Origin of the sequence: Mucilaginibacter ximonensis (assembly GCF_042686265.1) — a bacterium.
Lineage (GTDB): Bacteria > Bacteroidota > Bacteroidia > Sphingobacteriales > Sphingobacteriaceae > Mucilaginibacter > Mucilaginibacter ximonensis.
In genome coordinates this window covers 377,407-396,785 of sequence record NZ_JBHUPD010000002.1, presented here as the reverse complement: position 1 = coordinate 396,785, position 19,379 = coordinate 377,407, and the positions used below count along the sequence as shown (strand labels likewise).

Here is a 19,379-nt window from a genome sequence, read left to right as displayed (position 1 = left end):
CTTAGTGCATATTTTTATTTAGTGTTCCTCGTAAAATTTTATTTTGTTCAAACTCCCATAACCATGCTTGAAGCCGATTTGGAAATTGCTTAATCGGAATCATTTTTTTATCTATCAAGAATGCTTTCGTGTATCTGCCTTCCGGAAGTATTTTAGAAGTAATGCCATTCTTTAAAAAAGCACCATCTGCGGAATATAATTTGTATCCCCATGTTGGTCGCAAACTTTTCAAAGAATTACCATGTACTGCCGCTTCTTGTGAAGCAACCTTCTCACTTGTTTCAACAGCCCCATATTCTGCAAAACTTTCAGCAGCTTCCTTAAGCGCATAACCACTTTTGCCTATCGGTATAAAACCTGCAGCTGTCATCGCAAAAGACATTTGCATTTCTCTTGGCGTAGCAGACACACCATTTAGGTGCCTTATCTCACTGCCCGGCCAGAATATCGATCTTGTAGCCACCCAGGCATCATCAAATATACCATAAGTAATGCTACCTACAACAGGTACACTTTTCCATCTATCATAAACATTGGGCTGCCATTGAGAAACGGTTGCTTGTCTGATAAAATTTCCCTGTGCTTTTGCAAAACCGGCATTTAGTTTTTGATCAGAAACTGTAGCTCCGCCAGAAAAAGTGTGAAACGCGTTAATACCCTGATAAACACCATTTGCTGCGGCTGCTCCAAAACCGAACGCACCGCCACCACTTGAACCAGCTTTACCGCTGCTAAAGCTTCCGGTAGGGCCGCTCCATTTTGATGGATTTAGCGAACCCCCGTTCGGCTGCATCCCGTCAGGGTCAATTAAATTCATCGGGTTATTCTCCACATACCCATAAGGCGTTTCATCTTCAAAACTCACCGCCAACGGGTCCATCGACATCCACCTTGCAAACTTTGGATAATACTGCCTGGCCCCAAAGTCATAGGTGTTCAGGTCGAGCTCAGACTGCAGCTCCTTGCCACTATACTGGTATAAATCAACCGGCGAGATGGCATAGTTTATGGTCGTATCGCCCATGGTCTCACCAAACGGATAATAGTTCTGCACCTGGCTCAGGTTAACCGTGCCGTTATGCTCCACCCTGAAGTTTACCCGGTTATTGAAAAGATGATCCTGCAGGTTATATTCGTATTTATAGCCTTGTGCGCCTGTGTTTACTACCCGGCCCTCGTCCATCGCTACACTTTCTATCTTGCCGTCTGTAGCAAGGGAGGTGGTGGCCGTTACCTCAGCATCTTCAATGTAATGCCTTTGGCTGGTTACTGTGCCGCCTACTATCAGTTGTTTATAAAGCTTATTGCCCGCGGCATCATAGGTAAACACCAGTTTGCTGCTGCCTTTGTAAACGGTATCCACCAAATCCAGGTAGTTATAATGCAGGGTAATACCGTTATAGGTATCGGTGAGCATATTGCCATTGCCATCATAGCTGAATGTCCCCATTACCGGGTGCAGCACATTATCATAAATGCTGGTTAGCTGATTACCGTAGGTGCCGTACGTATAAAACAGGCTATTGAGCGCAAAGCCGCCTTTATCGCTGCGGTCGAGGCGGTTGATGTTGCCCATCTCGTCGTAGCCGGTTACTTGTTCCTTAAACGCATTGATGCCGCTTGGGCTAAAGCTGCTGCCGCTTTGGGTATAGTAGTCAGCTTCGGTGAGCCGGTTTACATTGTCGTAATCAATGGTATAACCCTGTCCGCCGGTAGTGACACCCGGTTTACCCGAGGCCTCAATCTTGTTGCGCCAGGTCATGCCCGAGATATTGCCGTTATACTGAGGCGTAGCGCCCGATAGCGGCGAGGTTTCATAATAGGTGATCGACTCGCCGAACAGCGCATTAGGGTCGGTTTGGGTGATGCCGTCGTTGGTGAGCGTGCCGTTGTTGATATTGGTGACCCAGCCTTTGATGTTATACCTGAACTCCTGCGACTGCGCAAATATATTACCGATAGCCGCCAAGTAGGTGTCGGTGCCACTGGCCGTATAACTAAATCCGGGTTTCAGTAATACGCTATCGGTAGCTATATCCTGTTTGGTGCCGGTTACGGTGCTGTTCTCGGTGATCACCGCTGCCGTTGCAGGTAGTGCACCTACCGGAACAATGCCCCGGGCATGCAAGCCCTCGGTAACTTTCTGACTGATCTCATTATACACATTATGCGATATATCCACCTCGGCCGCGCCGCGGAAACTTTCGTAGGTATCCATCAGGCGATTGAGGTGATCGTACACGTAACGGTCCTTCACGTCTACTACAGTATCCTGCAATGGCGTGATGATACGCTGGCTGCCTGTTAGCTGGCCCACAAAGTTGTATTGGTTATTTACCACGTCCACATGGCCCAGGTGGTTGTCGCCAATTTGCTGAATGAGGCGGTTCTGCTTGTCGTAATAGTTTACCGTGGTTAGCCATTGGTTACTGCTGCCCAGCACATAAACCGTGCTGCCGGTAAGCATCCCCATCGTTCGCAGTGTGGGGCTGGTGCCATAGGTATTTGTTTGAAAAGGCTTACTAACCGCTTCAGGAAACGAATAATCGTCGTAGTAAAACTGTGTGTACGGCGTGGTCGATGAAGTAGGGAATGCATTATTGGTATAGCCGGTGCCCGGTTGCCAGGTTTCCCAAAGCGTAGGGAAGCTATTGTCGCAATAAGCCTGCAGGGCCTTGCGGGTGGTAATGGTGTCATTGGTATAAATGCCCGTTTGCACCATGCGGCCCTCGGCATCATATTTCATATATACCCATTGGTTTTTGACGCGCATATTTGAGTCTTGCGACAGTACGGGTTGGTCGCTGCGGTTGTAGACGGTATACACCCAGCCTTTTTCAGGGTCCTTTTTTTGGATTACCCGGCCCAGTGAGTCGTAATTGAACCGGTACACCGCGCTGGTAAAATTATCCTCGCGCTTGGATATCGGGGTAAATATGTAACCCAACTGACCCAGATCATTATAATAATAATCGGTACTGTAGTAAGCGGTTGGCGCATCCAGTTGCGTGCGGGTTACCGTGCGGCCCTGGCGGTCTTTCCACACGGCCAGCCTGTGTCCGTTCTCGTCAGTAACAATAGTTTTGGTTAGGGTACCGGTGTTAAAGGTGTCTTGAAAAACACCGGCACTATCTATCGTATAACTATAAATACCATCGTTATCGGTATTAACCTGGTAACTCGCCCTCACGCTGTGTCCCGTACCGGGTTGAGAAACGGCGCCCACCTCCCCCTGTTCAATAACCCGGCCCAGTGGCGAGGTTTCATAAACACTTTGTGCAAAAGGCTGGGTATCGGTAGGTATTTTAGGCGCACCGGGTGCCGCCGGACTATAAAAATTAATTGCCGAAGTTGTCGCTCCGCTCCTGAAAGTACCCTGATTTGAGCTGTTGGTACTTTGGTCGGCATAAGGTAAATAGCTTTTTACCGGTCGGCCCATATTGTCGTAGGTAATGGGTACAATTATATCCTTTAAACCGGGCGAACCCTGTACCTGGATATTCTGCATGGCACGGCCCAACCCGTCGCTATATTGAATATTTACCGCTTGCCGCTGTATGGGTATGGTATCGAGCTTTGAGGTGTCTTTAACCGGTATTTGCGGTATACGCGTGCGCAAATAATTGGTGCCCCTGGTTTGCGCTAAACCTGCATAACTATTACCCAGTAACAGCGCCATGCAAATTGAAAGTCTTTTCAGTTTTTTCATGGCTGTTATTGTTTAGGGAAGGTTATTTTGCGGATGACGTAGTTTCCATAATCCGCAATATATAGGGTACTGGCGGCATCGATGGCAATACCCATGGCTTGACCGAACAAGGCGTGTGACAAAACACCATCCTTATAACCCCAAATAAATCTGGCAACAGTAGTCACGACCCCATTTGGTGTGACCTTTCTTATAGAACTCTCTCCAACAGGAAAGTCTTCTTCTGCAACATACAGATTACCGTCAGCACTCAAAACCATGTCTGTAATAAATGAAAATTTAGCTCCTGAGCCAACGCCATCTTGATACCCGTCGACTAAACCACCAGCTAATGTTGAAACAGTACCGGCGTCAATTTTACGAATACAATAATTGTCTGCCACATAAATGGTACCTGCTGAATTGATAGCGACAGCATTTACATTTAAAAACTCTGCGGAATCCACCGGACCATTGATTTGTCCTCGGATACCACTGCCAGCAATTGTTGAAACTAAGCCACCGGGTGTGATCTTCCGTACCCTATAGTTGCCGTTATCGGCTGCGTATATATTCCCTGAATTGTCCAGCCCAATACCATAGACGCCATTAAATTTAGCGGCTGATCCTTGGCCGTCTGCATAGCCAGCACTACTACCAGCCAAAGTGGTCACATTGCCTGTCGGGGTTATCTTCTTTATTTTGGAATTACCAAAATCTGATACGAAGATATTGCCCGCTATATCGGCTTTCAAACCTACAACATCATCAAACCGGGCAGCTTTTCCTTGTCCATCAACATCGCCAGACTCCGGACTGCCAGCAAAAGTAGAAACTATACCATCAGGAGTTACTTTTCGGATATAATTAGAAAATTCCAATCCGTCTGGTACATATAGATTGCCATTTTGATCCACTGTAATATAAAATAAATCGTAAAACTCCGCTTGCCCAGCGTTGCCATCTACATAACCCGAGCTTCCATTCCCCGCTACGGTAGTTACCATTGGCTCATTAACATAACAGGTTCCATTCGCATTGGCATAAGCCTGCCCGCGTATCCGGGCAAGCGAGTTGGCATAATCCTGCGAAACGGTCGAGCTGTCGGTATGTGCCGGCACGGTATAACTAACCGCAGAGCCCGGGCCGTTAGGGCAATCATTTTTGATAAAACCGGTTTGCGCGGTGTTGTAATACCAGGTGTTGCAGGCGCTGGGATCTGGCAATGGCGCCAGGTAATAGTTGCCTGCCGTGTTGGCTTCGGTATAGCCGTCAGCGACGCCATTAAGCAGCCGCTTACGGTTTGCAAATGCCAGCCTGTTTAATGCGCTATAGACGACACTGCTTATGCTGATATTCCGCACATTGTTGGGCCCATATCCGCCCAAAGGGGGCGATATAACCATTGAGCTTTGACCTTTATAAAAAGGCGTGGTATAGGTGGCTGTTGTGCCGTCTGTAAAGCTCAACGTATATGTTACTGTAGCATCGTGTGTTGCCGCGCTGCCTGTGCGCACGAGCGTTGCGGTGAGCGCATAAAACTGAGGTATGTAGTTAATGCTTGCACTATAGTCGGACACATTGGGCGAGCCGGGATCAGCGGTGCCGGTTATACATGTTGGGTCAATGCCCACAAAAGAGGTATCCACATAGCTGCAGTTGCCATTCAGGTTGGCATAAGCCTGGCCGGCAGCCCGGGCCATCGAGTCAGCTTTGGCCTGAGACGATGCCGTGTACAAACCTGCCGCTACTGTATAATCAACAATTGACCCGCTACCGGTTGTGCAATCATTTTTAGCAAAGCCGGTTTGGGCTTTATTGGTAAAAAGCGTTGGGCAGCCAGTGGTGCTTACTACCGGCGGTATATAAGGGCCTATTCCGCCGGTTGTTGTATTGGCTTCGGTATAATTATCGCGTACCCGTTTGCGATTGGTGAATTTTTGATAAGCCGCCGCGTAATCATCAGATAAATTAATTACCGTATCAATAGCGACACTTTTAACCGACTGCGACGTTTTGCCTATCAGCGGCAATCCTAATGACGATGACAAATCGCCAGGTTTAATCATGGTAGAAGTGGTATAGTCGGTATTGTCAGAAAAAGTAACGGTAAAGTTTACTTTCGCCATATATCCGGCTTCCACTGATTTTCTGTTTAAGTTGCAGATAAGATTACCGTAGCTGTTTGCCGCAATTGCCGAGTAATTTGTAGTGTCCGGAACAATGCCGGTTTGGTCTGAATAACATACGGGGTCAATGCCCACCCAAACATCCTGGGGCTGCCCGCAGGCCAGCGCCGCTACATTTGAATAGGTGTATTTTTTTAGAATATTAAATTGGTCGTCGCGTTCGGTAATAATACGTAGCAGATGGTCATATTCGTAGGTATTAACCTTGTCGTCGGGCGAGTTTGTGGAAGACACGCCAACTTGTGGCGTTACCGTGGTAGTACTCATGTGTGCACCCTGTGGGTATAGTCTTACCTCGTCAATCAACCCGCTGCCCGACAAGCTTACGGTAGCGCTGCTAGCCAGGGTGATCCTGTCCATATAAAAATTCCAGCCATTACCGTCGCTTTCGCCGTTCACAATTGCTACATCTGTCGATGTGCCTGAAATCGTTGGCTTCGTCCCCTGCGTCCATAAAGAAATAACGTAGGTTCCGGCCGGTATAATGCTATGTGTAGACAAATCACCTGCACTGAGCTGATAGCGCACCTTCCCGGTTTTAGCAAGGCCGGACGAGTCTCGTCCGGACGATGTGAATGACCAGTATTGCTGGTCGTTAGTTTCAAAACTGGTGTAAGCAACTTTGTCAATTGTAGCATTGGTAACTTTAGCAATCGGCACGTCCTGATTATAGCCCCAAATAATGCTTGAAGAAGGCTCGCCATAGTTTTGCGATTGGATCAAGTCGCTTTTATTATTATAAACCTGGTAAAAGGCTTTTGCGGTATAACTACTGTCAATATGGTAGGGCTGATTGGTGCCGTTGATAATGCCTTTTAACTGATTAGAGAACTTAAATTTATTCAGGGGAATAGGATTTGCTGCATTTACCGTAAAAGTAGTATCCGGCAAACCTAAACCACCCGTTTTGAATCTGTTTACTACACCGCCGGTAACATAGGTTCCTAACAAATCAGCCCTACCTGTTTTTCTCTCCAAAGTGTTAACCTGTTCAACGGGCGCGGCTAACATATAATGATGTGTCATGTCATCTAAAAATGTAGTCCCTGCGGCATAATCCATTGGATAAGTTATATAATTGGTCAACAGATTACCGTCGCTCCGTAAGGTACTTTGCGACCGCATTAATGTTGGATAGTTAGGCTCCCAGCTATAATTAGTTGAATTGGTTATAGCATTACCGTTGTTGGTCTGGTCAAACAGTTGTGTATTTGTTTGGGTGAGCTGAATATTTTCTGCGTTTTCATTATAGATCCCGACGTTATAGGTAATAACCTGCAACGATCCGTCTGCCAAAGTTGCGTAACCGTTTACAGATGGCCTTTGTCCGGTCACTGAACTTACCCTGTTACTTATCTGGTAAGTATTAGCAGTTGAACTTACTAAATTGTTATTGCTGTCAAACAACAGGCTTCTTTTTAACAGGCCTCTTTCAAAATCAAAGGATGTAGCTGGTGGATATGAACCTGAATTACCGTAAGTAGCTTTAACAGGCTGAGCCAGACAGTTTAAAATAACACTACTTGTGCTATCGGGATACTCTTGCTGGCTGGTATAATAATTTACCGTCTTGCCGCCATCGCCATTGACTACCTCAACCTGACTATAGGTGACACTCGCGCCGTTGATATCAAACATGTTGTTTAATGGAGCCGACGAATAAGCAAAGGGCGGGCTATCATAGTGATACTTTACGGTGCGATGAAAAAGGAAGGCAATAGCATCGCCCACGGCCGGGGCCAGCAAACTTATACCTATATCAATAGCTAAACCAACAGGGTTTGTAATCCCGGCAATGGTTAAAGCCACACTTACTGCATTTGATATGATTGATATCGGTTTTTTTAAATTATTGAGCTCATAACTTAGCAAACTCGGTATAGGCTTTACAACGGTGCCAGCCTGATAATTAGTTATGCCTTGTATGTAGTAGGGCTTGGTATTGTATATCATACCACTGGGTGTACCATCGTCCAGCAGATACAAATATTGTTTAGTGATCGGTACTACCTGCCCCAGGCTATCGTTTTCTATAACATAACGTATGCGAAGCCCGCCGCCGACGCTTGTTTTGCCATCGTACTGATATTTATTTATTTCGTAAACGAAATTGGTATAGCCTCCATTTAAATTTCTGATGCGCGTTAGCATATCGGCTTGCATTCTTACCGAATCAGACCTTCTCTCATCAAAACCATCATCATAATTGCCATTTACGGTGGTAAGGTTAACCGGAGGGAAGCTACCTCTTTGATTTAACGTAGTATAATAACCCCAATGATCAAACTCATTTGATCTTCTGGAGGGAAGTATGGCCTGTTGGTTATAGCTAAAGAAATAGATTTGCTTCACCTCTTCGCTTCTTCCCTGCAGGTTTATACAATCCAGTCTAAGCCTTTTTGAATCAGGGTCAGCCGGATTAGCCGGGCTTGGGCTTAAGAAATAGCTTTCATTAAAAGTATACGTTTTAAGCGGGGTAGCGCTATCATATATATTATAAATTTTTATCTGATTGAGGGCCTGCCCGCCCAGCAAATCCTCCCTGGGGATATATGAGAATGTAACGGAGCCCATGTCATTCTCGATAGAACTTAGAAACTTGGCGCTCAAGACTTCAACAATTGTACTTACATCGGTACTTTCAATATCTTCAGCCGAGACATTGTCTGTATGCCGTACGTGGCTTGAAAAAATGCCGGTTCGCCTGTCTATACAGTCGTGATGAATTTTATAGGTAACAATATTCCGATACAAAGTATCGACCTGATTTGGCCCGGACGTATACTTGAAGTTAACGGTTTCTTTACCATCCGGCGATATGACCCTGGTAAGATACCAGGTGGATATATAAGTAATGGCTTTACTAAAGGGTTGCCCTTTAATGTTGGTGATTGTCAGCTCTCTTGATGAGGTATCAGCTCCGAAAACATAGGTCGTTCCGGTAAAGTCCTTTAATATCCAGGCATTCTGCGTGGAGTCTGCGCTATTATGTATGGGGTGCTTAACTACTCTGATACCCTGATCTGGCAAATATTGAGCGTGGCCCAATGTGTCGACTACGAGTTTGCCGGCATGTCCCATAAAATTAAAATAAAATATATCAGGCTCGCCATCTACCTTATTGTTAATAACGGCGTTTAAATAGGCCGAGTCAATGCTGCTCGAATAGATCCTTTTACCATTATATTGGTAGCCTTGCGAAGCTTCGTCAGGAAGACCGCGCATAATCCGCGTAATTACTCCCCCGGCGTTTAGTACAAATCCTAACCCAACATTACTGGCAATATCTTGTACTTTGATACCTGAGCCGTGGTAGCTTAAAGTAATGGGCACACTAATTTGTCTTCCCGCTAATTGATCAATAGGGAGCGCGACAGATGCAATACCTGTATGTTCATCAACCGGAACGTTTGCATACTGCAATAATGCCGTTGCATTTGCTGAGGGTGGTGAATAGGTCGAACTTCCGTTGACAAATTGACCTAATTGTGCAAAGCACACAACATGCTGTAAAAATAGGATTACAAAAACCAGGGCGGTCTTATTCAGAGGATTATTCATTCGATAAGGTTTAGCAATAACAAATATCGGTTAAGCAGGCACTGCTATTGTACCGATCGATTTTTGTGCTTGAGCTATTTTTATTGCTCGGGATTTAAGCGGTTGTTCTTCTGCTCTTGATAGCAATTTATTCAGATACTATTACCTGATGTATCGACAGAGACGATGACTGACACGTCATGTCTGAAAGCGATAACGCTAAGACTCTTAAATAACAGAGCAGGCTGAGCTTTCCAGATTAAAACAACTTCGAATTGCATCGATAAAATATAAGAAAACGAATAATTGAAAACACAGCCAGGAGCGCCATATGGGTTTTTTCATGATAAGGTTGGTTAAATGTGACATATAAAGTTAACTAACAACTTTAAAAAATCAAACCATAATGTGAAATGTTATTTCTTACGATTGATTTAGGGGCGATTTAGAATAGGTAAGGCTAAATATAACTCAAAGCCGCTTCCGGAAATCCCCGGGGGACTTTGTATTTGACGAATATTTTACCCGAGCAGTGGGCGCTGTTAGCCAGATGCCCGGGCGTATCGTTTGGGTTTTGTAGTTTAGCTAAATTTGCAAAATGCACCTACACTGCAGACTTTGATAATACCGATGAAAACTTTAGCAGAATTTAAACAGACACTAAATTTGGATGAACCGGTTAGCGGACTATCTGACCAATTAAAAAGCCTCTGGTTTGACGGCAAAGGCGATTGGCATAAAGCGCATAACCAAGTTGATCATTTGACAGATCAGTCATCGGCCTGGGTGCATGCTTATCTGCACCGCAAAGAGGGCGATATCTGGAATGCTGATTACTGGTATAGCCGGGCAAGACAATCCAGACCTAATGTGTCATTAGAGCGCGAGTGGGAGCGATTGGTGGTGCATTTCCTGGATAATGACCGGTTAGGTTTGACGCGTGTTTAAACTATTTTTTAGGAAAATGCGGGTCGGCCTTCACCTCTGCAATTTGCTGTGTATGCCGATTACTGTGACCTGCAATAAGCAAGATGTATTGATAAGTGTCGTAGGTACCTACCGGTAGTACAACTACATGGTTACGCAGATCTTCTTTGGTGTTTTTAACAAAGGCGATTAGCTTCTCCCGGTTCTCCTTAAATCCGGCAAGGGCCTCGTCCAAAGTTTTGTATGGAGAGTTGGCCGGTTCAATGGCTGAAAATGTTTTTGTTTTATGCGACCGATCCTCAACGGCTTCAACCAGGGCCTTGTCGGTTATTTTAATATCAGCTCTTTTTTCGGGGTTTGTAGGCTGTTTTAATGTTGGCTGCGCCATTGCCCAAAGCTCGTTTTCGGCCGCCGCGATGTGTTTAACACATTCAAGTATGCTCCATCTATCGGGTGCCGGTTTGAAATTTAACTGATCATTGCTCAAACCCTTCACGGCGTTAAATACACCGGTTTCGGTCTCTTTTAGAAAGTTGATGGCATATTCTCTTTCTTTAATTGTAAGCTGAATGGGTTGTGTTGTAGCTGGCATTGCTTTTTCTTTTATCGCGATTGTATTGACTTGCTGAGCATTACTTTGATAAGCATTGAAACTCAGAAAGGCAAATAGCATCCATATTGTTTTTTTCATGCTGATTGGTTTCACAGCTACAAAGATATTGGCCAAATAAAAACGGTAGTGGTGGGTAATTTAGACATTCTTGCGGGTTGATTTGGACACGTATAAAGTTTTATCTTTACCAAAAGCCATGTCATGAAACACCTCACCATCCTGGTGCCCGAGGGCGAAAACAATTTGAGCAGCATAGTGGGCACGTATAAGATATTTAGCCGGGCAAACGCTTGCCGTAATGCTGCCGGTAAAGCGGAAATTTTTAAAATTGAACTGGCCGGTGTATCTGACGAAGTGAGCTTTCACGGAGGGCTTTTCACGGCGCGTCCGCATACACATATTGATAACATCCAGAATACCGACCTGGTAATTGTCCCGTCGCTGAGCCATAATTATCTGCATACTACCAATCTTAATGGTGAAATCATTGAATGGATAGGCCGGCAATACCGCAACGGCGCCGAGTTAGCCAGTATTTGTACCGGGGCCTACCTGCTGGCAGCCGCGGGTTTGCTTGACGGTAAAATTTGCTCGACACATTGGTCCACAGCCGAACAGTTAAAGCAGCTATACCCAAAAGTTAATGTACAAACGGATAAACTGATTACCGACGAACAGGGAATTTATACCAACGGAGGTGGCTATTCATTCCTGAACCTGGTATTATATCTTATTGAAAAGTACTATGACCGCGAGACCGCCATTTTTTGCTCTAAAGTATTCCAGATCGAGCTGGACAGGGACAGCCAGTCGGAGTTTATTATATTTAAGGGGCAGCGTAGCCATAACGACGAGCTGGTAAAAAAAGCACAGGAGTATCTGGAAAATGCACTTACAGACAAATTATCAGTCGAACGTCTCGCTGCCAGCTTCGCCATTGGCAGGCGCAATTTTGACCGCAGGTTTATTAAGGCAACAGGCAATACTCCTGTCGAATATGCGCAGCGGGTAAGGATAGAGGCCGCGAAAAAGGCTTTTGAAACCACCAGGAAAAACGTTAATGAAGTGATGTATGACGTTGGTTATGCCGATATGAAAGCTTTCCGCGAGGTTTTTCGTCGAATTACAGGCATGTCGCCTTTAGATTATCGTAACCGGTATAATAAAGACGCTGCGGCTTAAATACTGGTAGTGCAGCCGGTGCTTTTTAACATTTCTTGACTAAATTCGCTTCATCAATTGTGATGACCTCTATTGCAACGTTTACATCGGTTATTGAAACACTCGGGATAATAGCTTTTGCTATGTCGGGCGTGTTTGCTGCACTTGCAAAGAAGCTCGATATGTTTGGTGTATTGGTGATTGCTTTTGTTACGTCAGTTGGCGGGGGTACCGTGCGCGATATGTTGATTGGCGCCACACCCGTAGCCTGGTTAAAGGATACGCATACTTTGTCGATAATTCTGATAACGGTTGTTATAACATTACTACTGCGTAAACGCATCGGCAATTTTCAGCGCACATTGATGGTATTTGACGCATTAGGTTTAGGGCTGTTTACCGTTATTGGCATTCAAAAAGGTATAGCCTACGGGTTGAGCCCGGGGGTATGCGTAGCCTTAGGAACTATAACCGGTTGTTTTGGTGGCGTAGTTCGTGATATTTTGCTCAACCACATACCCGCGTTATTTCATGTAAAGGAATTGTACGCTACTACTTGTATTGCCGGTGGCACGGTTTATTTCCTGACTACGGGCGCATTGGGTCCCGAGGCCGCCCAGGTTATAGCAGCCTCAGTAGTGAGTTCGTTCAGGATTATTTCTTATTTACGAAAATGGCATTTGCCAAGTTTGTGAGTGTTTGTAAGAGTATAATCTGACATTGACCTAACCTTATGCAACACATTAATCATTAATTTTGCATCGTTAAAAAATACAGCCATGTCAATATCCACAGAAAACGAAAGAATAGGTATGCTGTTGGCCAGTAATGCGGTGGCTATCACGCTAAAAAAAATGCGTGAGTATGCCAGGCCCGGTATCTCAACCAAAGAGCTTGACGAATATGGTGGCCAATTGTTAACTGAACTGGGCGCAAAATCTGCACCCAAACTAACCTATAATTTTCCGGGATATACCTGCATCAGCGTTAACGAAGAAGCTGCACATGGCATTCCAGCGGCTGATAAAATTTTAAAAGAAGGCGATCTGGTAAATATTGATGTTTCGGCCGAATTAAACGGGTTTTGGGCAGACAACGGCGGCTCGTTTGTTTTGGGCGAAGATATTCACGGCCATGGTAAATTGGTTGAGGCATCTAAAGAAATCCTTAAAAAAGCCATTGGTAATATTAAAGGCGGAGTGCGCATTTCAGAGATTGGCCGGTTAATAGAGAGCGAAGCCAAAAAAGCGGGTTATACCGTAATTAAAAACCTTACTGGCCATGGGGTTGGCCGAAGCCTGCACGAAGAACCGCACGAAATTGCCAACTATTGCGACCGCTATAATACCCAGCGTTTTAAAAAGAACTCGGTTGTAGCTATTGAGACTTTTATCTCAACCAGATCAACCATTGCAGATACCGAAGCCGACGGCTGGACCCTAACCGGTAATAGGGGCGGCTTTGTGGCTCAGCATGAGCATACCATCATGGTAACTGGCGGCGAACCGGTGATATTTACCGCGCAGAACGGTATCTGGGATTAACTATTACCAGTCAATTTTAATTTTCTGATTGCCAGCAAGTACATATTCAACGTGGCCGCCGGTAATCGGCTTGCCTTTTAACAGATCGGTTGAACGGCCGGTATTAACTTTAAACTGAGGTAGTTTTTTACGCCCGGTTTTAACTATGATTACCCGGCCCTCCGTTCTGCCATCGCCGGCTAACTGAAAGGTAACAGGCTTTTTCTTGGTGGCTGTAAAACCATTTACCGGGTAGTCGCAAAATATCATAAATTCTTCGCCGGCTACTTGCATGTAATGTCGGGGCAATATGCCAAAAGCGTTACCCGCACCATAAACTTCCTGACCAACCTGGCCTGATTTCTGCCAGCCATCCTGCAAGTCTTCCAGCGCTATGTACAGGTCAGGTGCAACTTCGCCTATTTTTGGCTTTTCCTGCAGCATCTCCTTTTGCAGCATTGGCGGGTAGTAGTAAGCAGCGCGCTCAACCAGGTATTTAATATATTCAGCAACCAGCAATCTCACCGATGGCAAAATATCCAGCCCTTCGGCATGTCGCAGATAATCATGAAGGGCGCAGAACACCTCCTGTTCCTCATAAACGGCGGTATAAGGCGCATCATTAAGCGGGTACAGCGCAAAAAATCCGGGTACTGCTTTCATATAACCATAGTTAATATCCCATAAGCGTACATTTTTAAAGATATTAGCCAGGCATAGATAGCTAAGGTCGAGATATTCGTTGTTACCGGTGACTTTAAAAAGCCTTAGCAGGGCTCCTGCAGAAAATGCCGTATTATTAGCCTGATACATCAGGTTAAAGCCCAGGCCGCTTAATTTTTTCGCCGATTTTTCTGCTTCTGCCAGATAGCGTTTCTCGCCTGTAAGTTCATAGGCCTGCAACATTACATGAGCATATAATCCGGGAACATCGTGTTCGCCGCCGGCACCTTCAGCTGTTTCTGCTTTAACAATCTCAAGCGTATCCATTTTGTAAAAAACCGGCCAGTTATAATTGAACTGATGCGCTACCTTAATAGAGAAATCAAGCGAATCCAGAAATAGTTGCTTTGCCTCCTCGTCGCCTTTTAATGCTAATCGCGATAAGTTTAATAGGGGGTGATGCAAATACCATGAATCCATGATCATGGGTTTCTTTTGCTCTTCTTCTTCTTCCAATTGGTCGGCAACCTTCGGGTGCCAGCGCATAACTGTTTTTAATTTTTCATTGTAAAAGGCGGGTAAGCCAGCTTTAATAGTGTTAATTACATCCAGTTCCTGGCCATTCCACTCTTTATAATCTATTAAGGGCAATAAAACGGCCAGCTGAACCATAATTTCAGGCGGTGTTTTAAAATCGCAGAAATAAGCATTAAAGTAATGGTCTTTGCCCACTTGCGACCAGCATCCCGGGCTGTTCAGCAAGTCATTTAAGCCCTTGTCCAATATTTCGGGCCAGTTGCGGTAGGAGGTGCCAGGTTTAGGCAATTGCAGATAAAGCTCTGCCAGCATATTAAATAGTTGCTGCGTTAGCCCGGCCTCCGTTTTGGCAATATCGGTACTTATAGCTACATAAGCGTCGTTTATTATGGTGGCTTTACCTGCCGGCAAAGGGTTATTAATAGCGGGGGGCAGCGAGAAGCCCAGCTCGGGCCATTCGCCACCCACGGTATCGCCTGCCGAGGTTTGTGTTAGCTGGCAATAATCGCCCAGGGCTGTTAAGTTTTGCAGGTAAAAAACGGCCAGCGGTTCGGGCTTATTGATCTTGAAGTATAAGTGACCTGAACGCGTCCCGAGCTGCTTCACGAAAACCTCGCCTTCCGTGTTTTCAGGATCGGCTTTTTTTCCGGGGATTAAAATGTCACGTGGCCAAAATGGAACAGTCATATCTGCAGAAGGGGCCAGGGTGGTGGTGTAATGGAGTATGGGTAAAGAGCCCTCAATAACCGCTACCGTAACTTCAAACTCGCCGATAACCGAGCGTAGCCTTATGATGAATTTGCCATCCTCATCATGGCAACCGTCCATTTGCAGGCCGCCTCCTGGGGCATAGGCTGCTCTAAAGGCAATGGCGCCGTGTTTGGCCCAGGTAACCTCAATCCACAGCGAGTCGGCGGCTAATCGGCCGATAAAATTAAATTGCTGTACCTGAGCTTTAAATAATTCAGGAAGTACCGGGTCGCCAAAAGTTGCGGCGGCGGCTTTGGTCCAGGACGATACACTATACATTTGTCCTCCTTATTCTAAAAAACCTTTTACTAATTTTTTCCATTGCGGGCCCGCCAGGCCAATTCTAGCGCTTAGTGCGACAACGGTATTCCTGACCTTATCGTGTAAGCCGACATTTGAATTATTTGGCGTTTCATTGCGTCCGTGCACCGCAGCGGAAACGGTTTTGCCCTTACGTTTAACTATTAAGGTATTGGTAGAAACATCTTTATAAAAATGAGCTATTTCGGCATCTGCTTTTCGCGGGTCTGGAATAGGTCTTACCAGCATGGCTACATATTCTTCAATTGCGTGTTCATCTTCAAAAGCCTCCATGCGCTCAATCATTACCCACTCCAAACCATCCCCGGCATCTGAGCCCGGTGCGGGCAGGTTGATGCTAAATAAAGCGCCCTCCTGTGCAAAGCCATCGGCCTCAATGCCCTCATTGTTGGTCAGTGAAAAAACTGCCGAGCCAACGCCGGCATATTGATGCCACTCGTTAACCAGTAACAGCCTGCGAGCGGCTTTTTTGAAGTTTTCGTGAGCTTCTTTAATAGTTGAGTAATCGCGACTCTCCATAAAATCGGTTGCTCTGCCGGTTTGCTGGGTTGCTATGATATCTTCAGGACGCTTCATATTTAACATTATTTAAACAGGCTCTTTGTTTGGAAATGGTTCAAGAGCTGTGATGATCAAATCGGCTGCAGCTCTTATAGTTTTGGCTATGATACGCTCGCAATCGCCCGAAAAAACTTTGCGTTCCCTGTGCAGTGTGCTATTGACCATTGCCGAAATAAACATAGTGCCCACCGGCTTATCGGGTGTTTCGCTGCCGCCGGGAGTGGTTAAACCGGTTACCGCTACGTGAATATCGGCTGGTATTAGTTGAGGCAGCCGCCGGGCCAGCTCATCAGTTACCTCCTGCGATTCGGGCGTAAAACGTTCAATCGTCTCGTGCGGTACCCCAAGCAAGCTTTCTTTCAACGAAGCATCGTAACAGGTAATGCCGCCTTTCAAAACCTTCCCCGACTGTTCGGTCAAGGCAAATTCAGAGCATAGCCAGCCTGCGGTTGCGCTTTCTGCAAACGCTATCGTCATGCCTTTGTCGGCCATAAGCTTGCTACACAACTCAATTTTTCGCTCCATGACTTTATAAACAGATAACACAACTTGTGGTTTTGTAATAACAGGCTTAAACGCTTCTTTATCGTACGTTTAGGTATTTATCGCAGCGTTTTGCGTCAAATCGCGGTTTTTCGGTTTGTTAAAACATCTGGCGGCAAAATTTAATTATAACAAAGGTGTTTATTAAATAGGTTAACCATGAAACATACAATCACCCAACGCAAAAGCTGGAAAGCTATGTTAGCTGATGCCGATAAACCGGTACAACTACCGGTAGCACATGACGCCTTAACCGCGCGGCTGATTGAGCTGGCCGGATTTGACGCCTACCAGATTGGCGGCTATGCACTATCGGGTGCAACACATGCTATTCCGGATGTCGACCTGGAAAAGTTTGGTGAGAAAAAGATATCGGCCGACTGGATCATTCAGGCTTCGCCGCTACCGGTTTTGGTGGATATTGATGATGGCTATGGAGATGTAAAAAATGTAACCCGAACTATTCAGGAATATCTCAAATTGGGCGCTTCGGCCATATTTATGGAAGATCAGCAACCGCCCAAAAAGTGCGGCCATATGGATGACAAAAAAGTTATCGAGCCCGAGGTTATGGTGCAAAAGATCAAAGCTGCTATTGCGGCCCGCGGTCAAAACGAACTGTTTATACTAGCCCGTACCGATGCCATTGACCCGGAAGGCTTGGAAAATGCTATTGACCGCGCTAAGGCTTATCTGGATGCGGGGGCTGACGGCATATACCTGGAAGGTCCTAAAACCATTGAGCAGGTTGAAAAAATTGGCAAAGCGCTTAAGGGCGTGCCCCTGGCTACAAGTATTTTGGAGAATGGAGGCAAAACGCCCTGGATATCGCCCAAAGATCTGAAAGAGATGGGCTATTCTATGATTTTGTATCCAACAACGGTTATTTTTCAGGTGGTTCATCATATACAACGGGCGTTGGAGCACTTAAAAGTGGGTAAGCCTATAAGTAGCGCATCTGTTAACATGGATGAATTTATGAAGGTGGTTGATTTACCGTATTGGCAAAGTATTGAAGAAAAATTTGAGGGGAAAGATTTATAACGGTCAGGTTTGGTTTTTCTGAAATTTACCGGATAGATGATCTTTTATTTTTGCCTATAAATTCGTAACCTTGATTACAGTAAAAACCATTTGACTATGAAAAAAGTAACCGGTATCGGCGGCATTTTCTTTAAGTGCGACGACACAGCAAAAATGAAAGATTGGTATGCCAAAAATCTCGGCATTGAGTCGGGCGCTTATGGCGGCGGTTTTGCATGGCTCGAAAAAGATGATCCGACGCAGGAGGGTTATACAGCCTGGAACACTTTCCCGGCAAATACCAAATACTTTGATCCCTCAAAAAAAGAATTCATGATCAATTACCGGGTAGCCGACCTGGAAGCGCTGGTTGAACAACTGAAACAAGAGGGTGTAACCATAGTTGATGACATAGCCACTTACGATTACGGCAAGTTTGTGCATATTCTTGACCCTGAGGGTAATGCTATTGAGCTTTGGGAGCCGATGTAAGATCAATCCTTTTTATGCATCGCGAATTTGAGTCGCCGGAACAGCTGCGCGATACCATAAGATGTTTTTGGTACGATAGGCCTGAACTGCTGGAGGGCGAAGAATGCTTCGAGGTTCAGCCTGATGGCTATGCCGAGATTATTTTTTACTTCGGTAAACTTTACCGAAGGACGCAAAACGGCGAGTTCCAATCGCTGCCATCACCATTTATGATGGGTTTGCTTAACCACCCGGCAGTTTTTTATACCGGCGGTGAGCTCGAGATCATCGGGGTACGCTGTTTTCCATGGACGGTATTTGATCTGTTAGGTCTACCATCAGAAAGTGGTGGGGTACACACCTTTGAGCATCCTATTGCCCAACTACAACCTGTATTGAATGACTTGATCCGGTCAGGAAACATCCCTGAAGTTATCGCGCAGCTGAAACAGTATTTTTTAAACGTACGCTCACATATTGCTGCCGATAGTATGCTTTTTAAAGCCGGGGCTGCAATGCGCAAAGCCAATGGCACATTGCCAGTGAGCGAGATCGCTGAGGCTGCTCATGCAACCGTACGCACGCTTGAAAGAAACTTCAAGCAATCTTCAGGGCATACCATTAAAGATGTGTCGGTATTGATACGCTTTGAGCAGGTGCGTAACCAATTATGGCATCAGCCAAATACTAACTTGGCAGGCCTGGCACATGAGCTGGGTTATACCGATCAATCGCACCTGAGCCGAGAGTTTAAACGCTATAGCGGTACTACGCCTGCAGCTTTTGCCCGCAAAGCCAGAAAAGGCAAACCCCTGGACGACGATTTTGTCGCATTTATACAATCCTAACTTACTGCGGCTGCTCATTTT

Annotated in this window: 13 protein-coding genes; 7 read left to right on the top strand and 6 right to left on the bottom strand. The window is 45.6% G+C overall.

What is annotated here, in order from left to right; all coding sequences use genetic code 11:
- Position 1: 1 nt before the first annotated feature.
- Positions 2–3,709: a DUF6443 domain-containing protein gene (locus ACFS5N_RS09245; RefSeq protein WP_377184549.1), complete on the bottom strand. Its 3,708-nt coding sequence runs from the start codon at positions 3,707–3,709 to the stop codon at positions 2–4.
- 5 nt (positions 3,710–3,714) lie between these two features.
- Entirely contained in the window at positions 3,715–9,438 is a 5,724-nt protein-coding gene (locus ACFS5N_RS09240; RefSeq protein WP_377184547.1) for a DUF5977 domain-containing protein, read from the bottom strand.
- A 609-nt stretch (positions 9,439–10,047) separates the two neighbouring features.
- Between ACFS5N_RS09240 and ACFS5N_RS09235 the strand changes: the two genes are divergently transcribed.
- Positions 10,048–10,365 carry a hypothetical protein gene (locus tag ACFS5N_RS09235; RefSeq protein WP_377184545.1) on the top strand — a complete coding sequence of 106 codons (318 nt, stop codon included), beginning with the start codon at positions 10,048–10,050 and terminating at the stop codon, positions 10,363–10,365.
- A gap of 1 nt (position 10,366) precedes the next feature.
- Here the strand turns inward: ACFS5N_RS09235 and ACFS5N_RS09230 are convergent, their stop codons facing one another.
- On the bottom strand, positions 10,367–11,035 hold the full coding sequence (locus tag ACFS5N_RS09230; RefSeq protein ID WP_377184543.1) for a DinB family protein: 669 nt from the start codon (positions 11,033–11,035) through the stop codon (positions 10,367–10,369).
- Between the two features lie 123 nt (positions 11,036–11,158).
- Here ACFS5N_RS09230 and ACFS5N_RS09225 point away from each other — a divergent pair, with 123 nt between their 5' ends.
- From ACFS5N_RS09225 to map, 3 genes are all read left to right on the top strand, one after another.
- On the top strand, positions 11,159–12,139 hold the full coding sequence (locus ACFS5N_RS09225) for a GlxA family transcriptional regulator (protein ID WP_377184541.1): 981 nt from the start codon (positions 11,159–11,161) through the stop codon (positions 12,137–12,139).
- Between the two features lie 62 nt (positions 12,140–12,201).
- On the top strand, positions 12,202–12,813 hold the full coding sequence (locus tag ACFS5N_RS09220; protein WP_377184539.1) for a trimeric intracellular cation channel family protein: 612 nt from the start codon (positions 12,202–12,204) through the stop codon (positions 12,811–12,813).
- An 84-nt stretch (positions 12,814–12,897) separates the two neighbouring features.
- Positions 12,898–13,662, top strand: a complete 765-nt coding sequence (gene map, locus ACFS5N_RS09215; protein WP_377184537.1) for a type I methionyl aminopeptidase — start codon at positions 12,898–12,900, stop codon at positions 13,660–13,662.
- A gap of 3 nt (positions 13,663–13,665) precedes the next feature.
- Here map and ACFS5N_RS09210 read toward each other — a convergent pair whose 3' ends face one another.
- Genes ACFS5N_RS09210 through ACFS5N_RS09200 form a run of 3 tightly spaced genes read right to left on the bottom strand, consistent with a single transcriptional unit; the run spans position 13,666 to position 16,998 of the window.
- Entirely contained in the window at positions 13,666–15,870 is a 2,205-nt protein-coding gene (locus tag ACFS5N_RS09210; RefSeq protein ID WP_377184535.1) for a hypothetical protein, read from the bottom strand.
- Positions 15,871–15,879: 9 nt separating this feature from the next.
- Positions 15,880–16,488, bottom strand: a complete 609-nt coding sequence (locus tag ACFS5N_RS09205) for a hypothetical protein (RefSeq protein ID WP_377184533.1) — start codon at positions 16,486–16,488, stop codon at positions 15,880–15,882.
- A gap of 12 nt (positions 16,489–16,500) precedes the next feature.
- On the bottom strand, positions 16,501–16,998 hold the full coding sequence (locus ACFS5N_RS09200) for a CinA family protein (RefSeq protein ID WP_377184531.1): 498 nt from the start codon (positions 16,996–16,998) through the stop codon (positions 16,501–16,503).
- A gap of 177 nt (positions 16,999–17,175) precedes the next feature.
- Here ACFS5N_RS09200 and ACFS5N_RS09195 point away from each other — a divergent pair, with 177 nt between their 5' ends.
- From ACFS5N_RS09195 to ACFS5N_RS09185, 3 genes are all read left to right on the top strand, one after another.
- The gene (locus ACFS5N_RS09195; protein ID WP_377184529.1) at positions 17,176–18,060 is read left to right on the top strand and encodes an isocitrate lyase/PEP mutase family protein; all 885 of its coding nucleotides are present in this window, start codon (positions 17,176–17,178) and stop codon (positions 18,058–18,060) included.
- A 96-nt stretch (positions 18,061–18,156) separates the two neighbouring features.
- Positions 18,157–18,531, top strand: a complete 375-nt coding sequence (locus ACFS5N_RS09190; protein ID WP_377184527.1) for a VOC family protein — start codon at positions 18,157–18,159, stop codon at positions 18,529–18,531.
- Positions 18,532–18,545: 14 nt separating this feature from the next.
- Positions 18,546–19,358: a helix-turn-helix domain-containing protein gene (locus ACFS5N_RS09185; RefSeq protein ID WP_377184525.1), complete on the top strand. Its 813-nt coding sequence runs from the start codon at positions 18,546–18,548 to the stop codon at positions 19,356–19,358.
- Positions 19,359–19,379: the final 21 nt, after the last annotated feature.

Excerpts from the sequence above, each read along its gene's own strand:
- ACFS5N_RS09245 (WP_377184549.1), bottom strand. The coding sequence starts at position 3,709 with ATGAAAAAACTGAAAAGACTTTCAATTTGCATGGCGCTGTTACTGGGT.
- ACFS5N_RS09240 (WP_377184547.1), bottom strand. The coding sequence starts at position 9,438 with ATGAATAATCCTCTGAATAAGACCGCCCTGGTTTTTGTAATCCTATTT.
- ACFS5N_RS09235 (WP_377184545.1), top strand. The coding sequence starts at position 10,048 with ATGAAAACTTTAGCAGAATTTAAACAGACACTAAATTTGGATGAACCG.
- ACFS5N_RS09230 (WP_377184543.1), bottom strand. The coding sequence starts at position 11,035 with ATGAAAAAAACAATATGGATGCTATTTGCCTTTCTGAGTTTCAATGCT.
- ACFS5N_RS09225 (WP_377184541.1), top strand. The coding sequence starts at position 11,159 with ATGAAACACCTCACCATCCTGGTGCCCGAGGGCGAAAACAATTTGAGC.
- ACFS5N_RS09220 (WP_377184539.1), top strand. The coding sequence starts at position 12,202 with ATGACCTCTATTGCAACGTTTACATCGGTTATTGAAACACTCGGGATA.
- map (WP_377184537.1), top strand. The coding sequence starts at position 12,898 with ATGTCAATATCCACAGAAAACGAAAGAATAGGTATGCTGTTGGCCAGT.
- ACFS5N_RS09210 (WP_377184535.1), bottom strand. The coding sequence starts at position 15,870 with ATGTATAGTGTATCGTCCTGGACCAAAGCCGCCGCCGCAACTTTTGGC.
- ACFS5N_RS09205 (WP_377184533.1), bottom strand. The coding sequence starts at position 16,488 with ATGAAGCGTCCTGAAGATATCATAGCAACCCAGCAAACCGGCAGAGCA.
- ACFS5N_RS09200 (WP_377184531.1), bottom strand. The coding sequence starts at position 16,998 with ATGGAGCGAAAAATTGAGTTGTGTAGCAAGCTTATGGCCGACAAAGGC.
- ACFS5N_RS09195 (WP_377184529.1), top strand. The coding sequence starts at position 17,176 with ATGAAACATACAATCACCCAACGCAAAAGCTGGAAAGCTATGTTAGCT.
- ACFS5N_RS09190 (WP_377184527.1), top strand. The coding sequence starts at position 18,157 with ATGAAAAAAGTAACCGGTATCGGCGGCATTTTCTTTAAGTGCGACGAC.
- ACFS5N_RS09185 (WP_377184525.1), top strand. The coding sequence starts at position 18,546 with ATGCATCGCGAATTTGAGTCGCCGGAACAGCTGCGCGATACCATAAGA.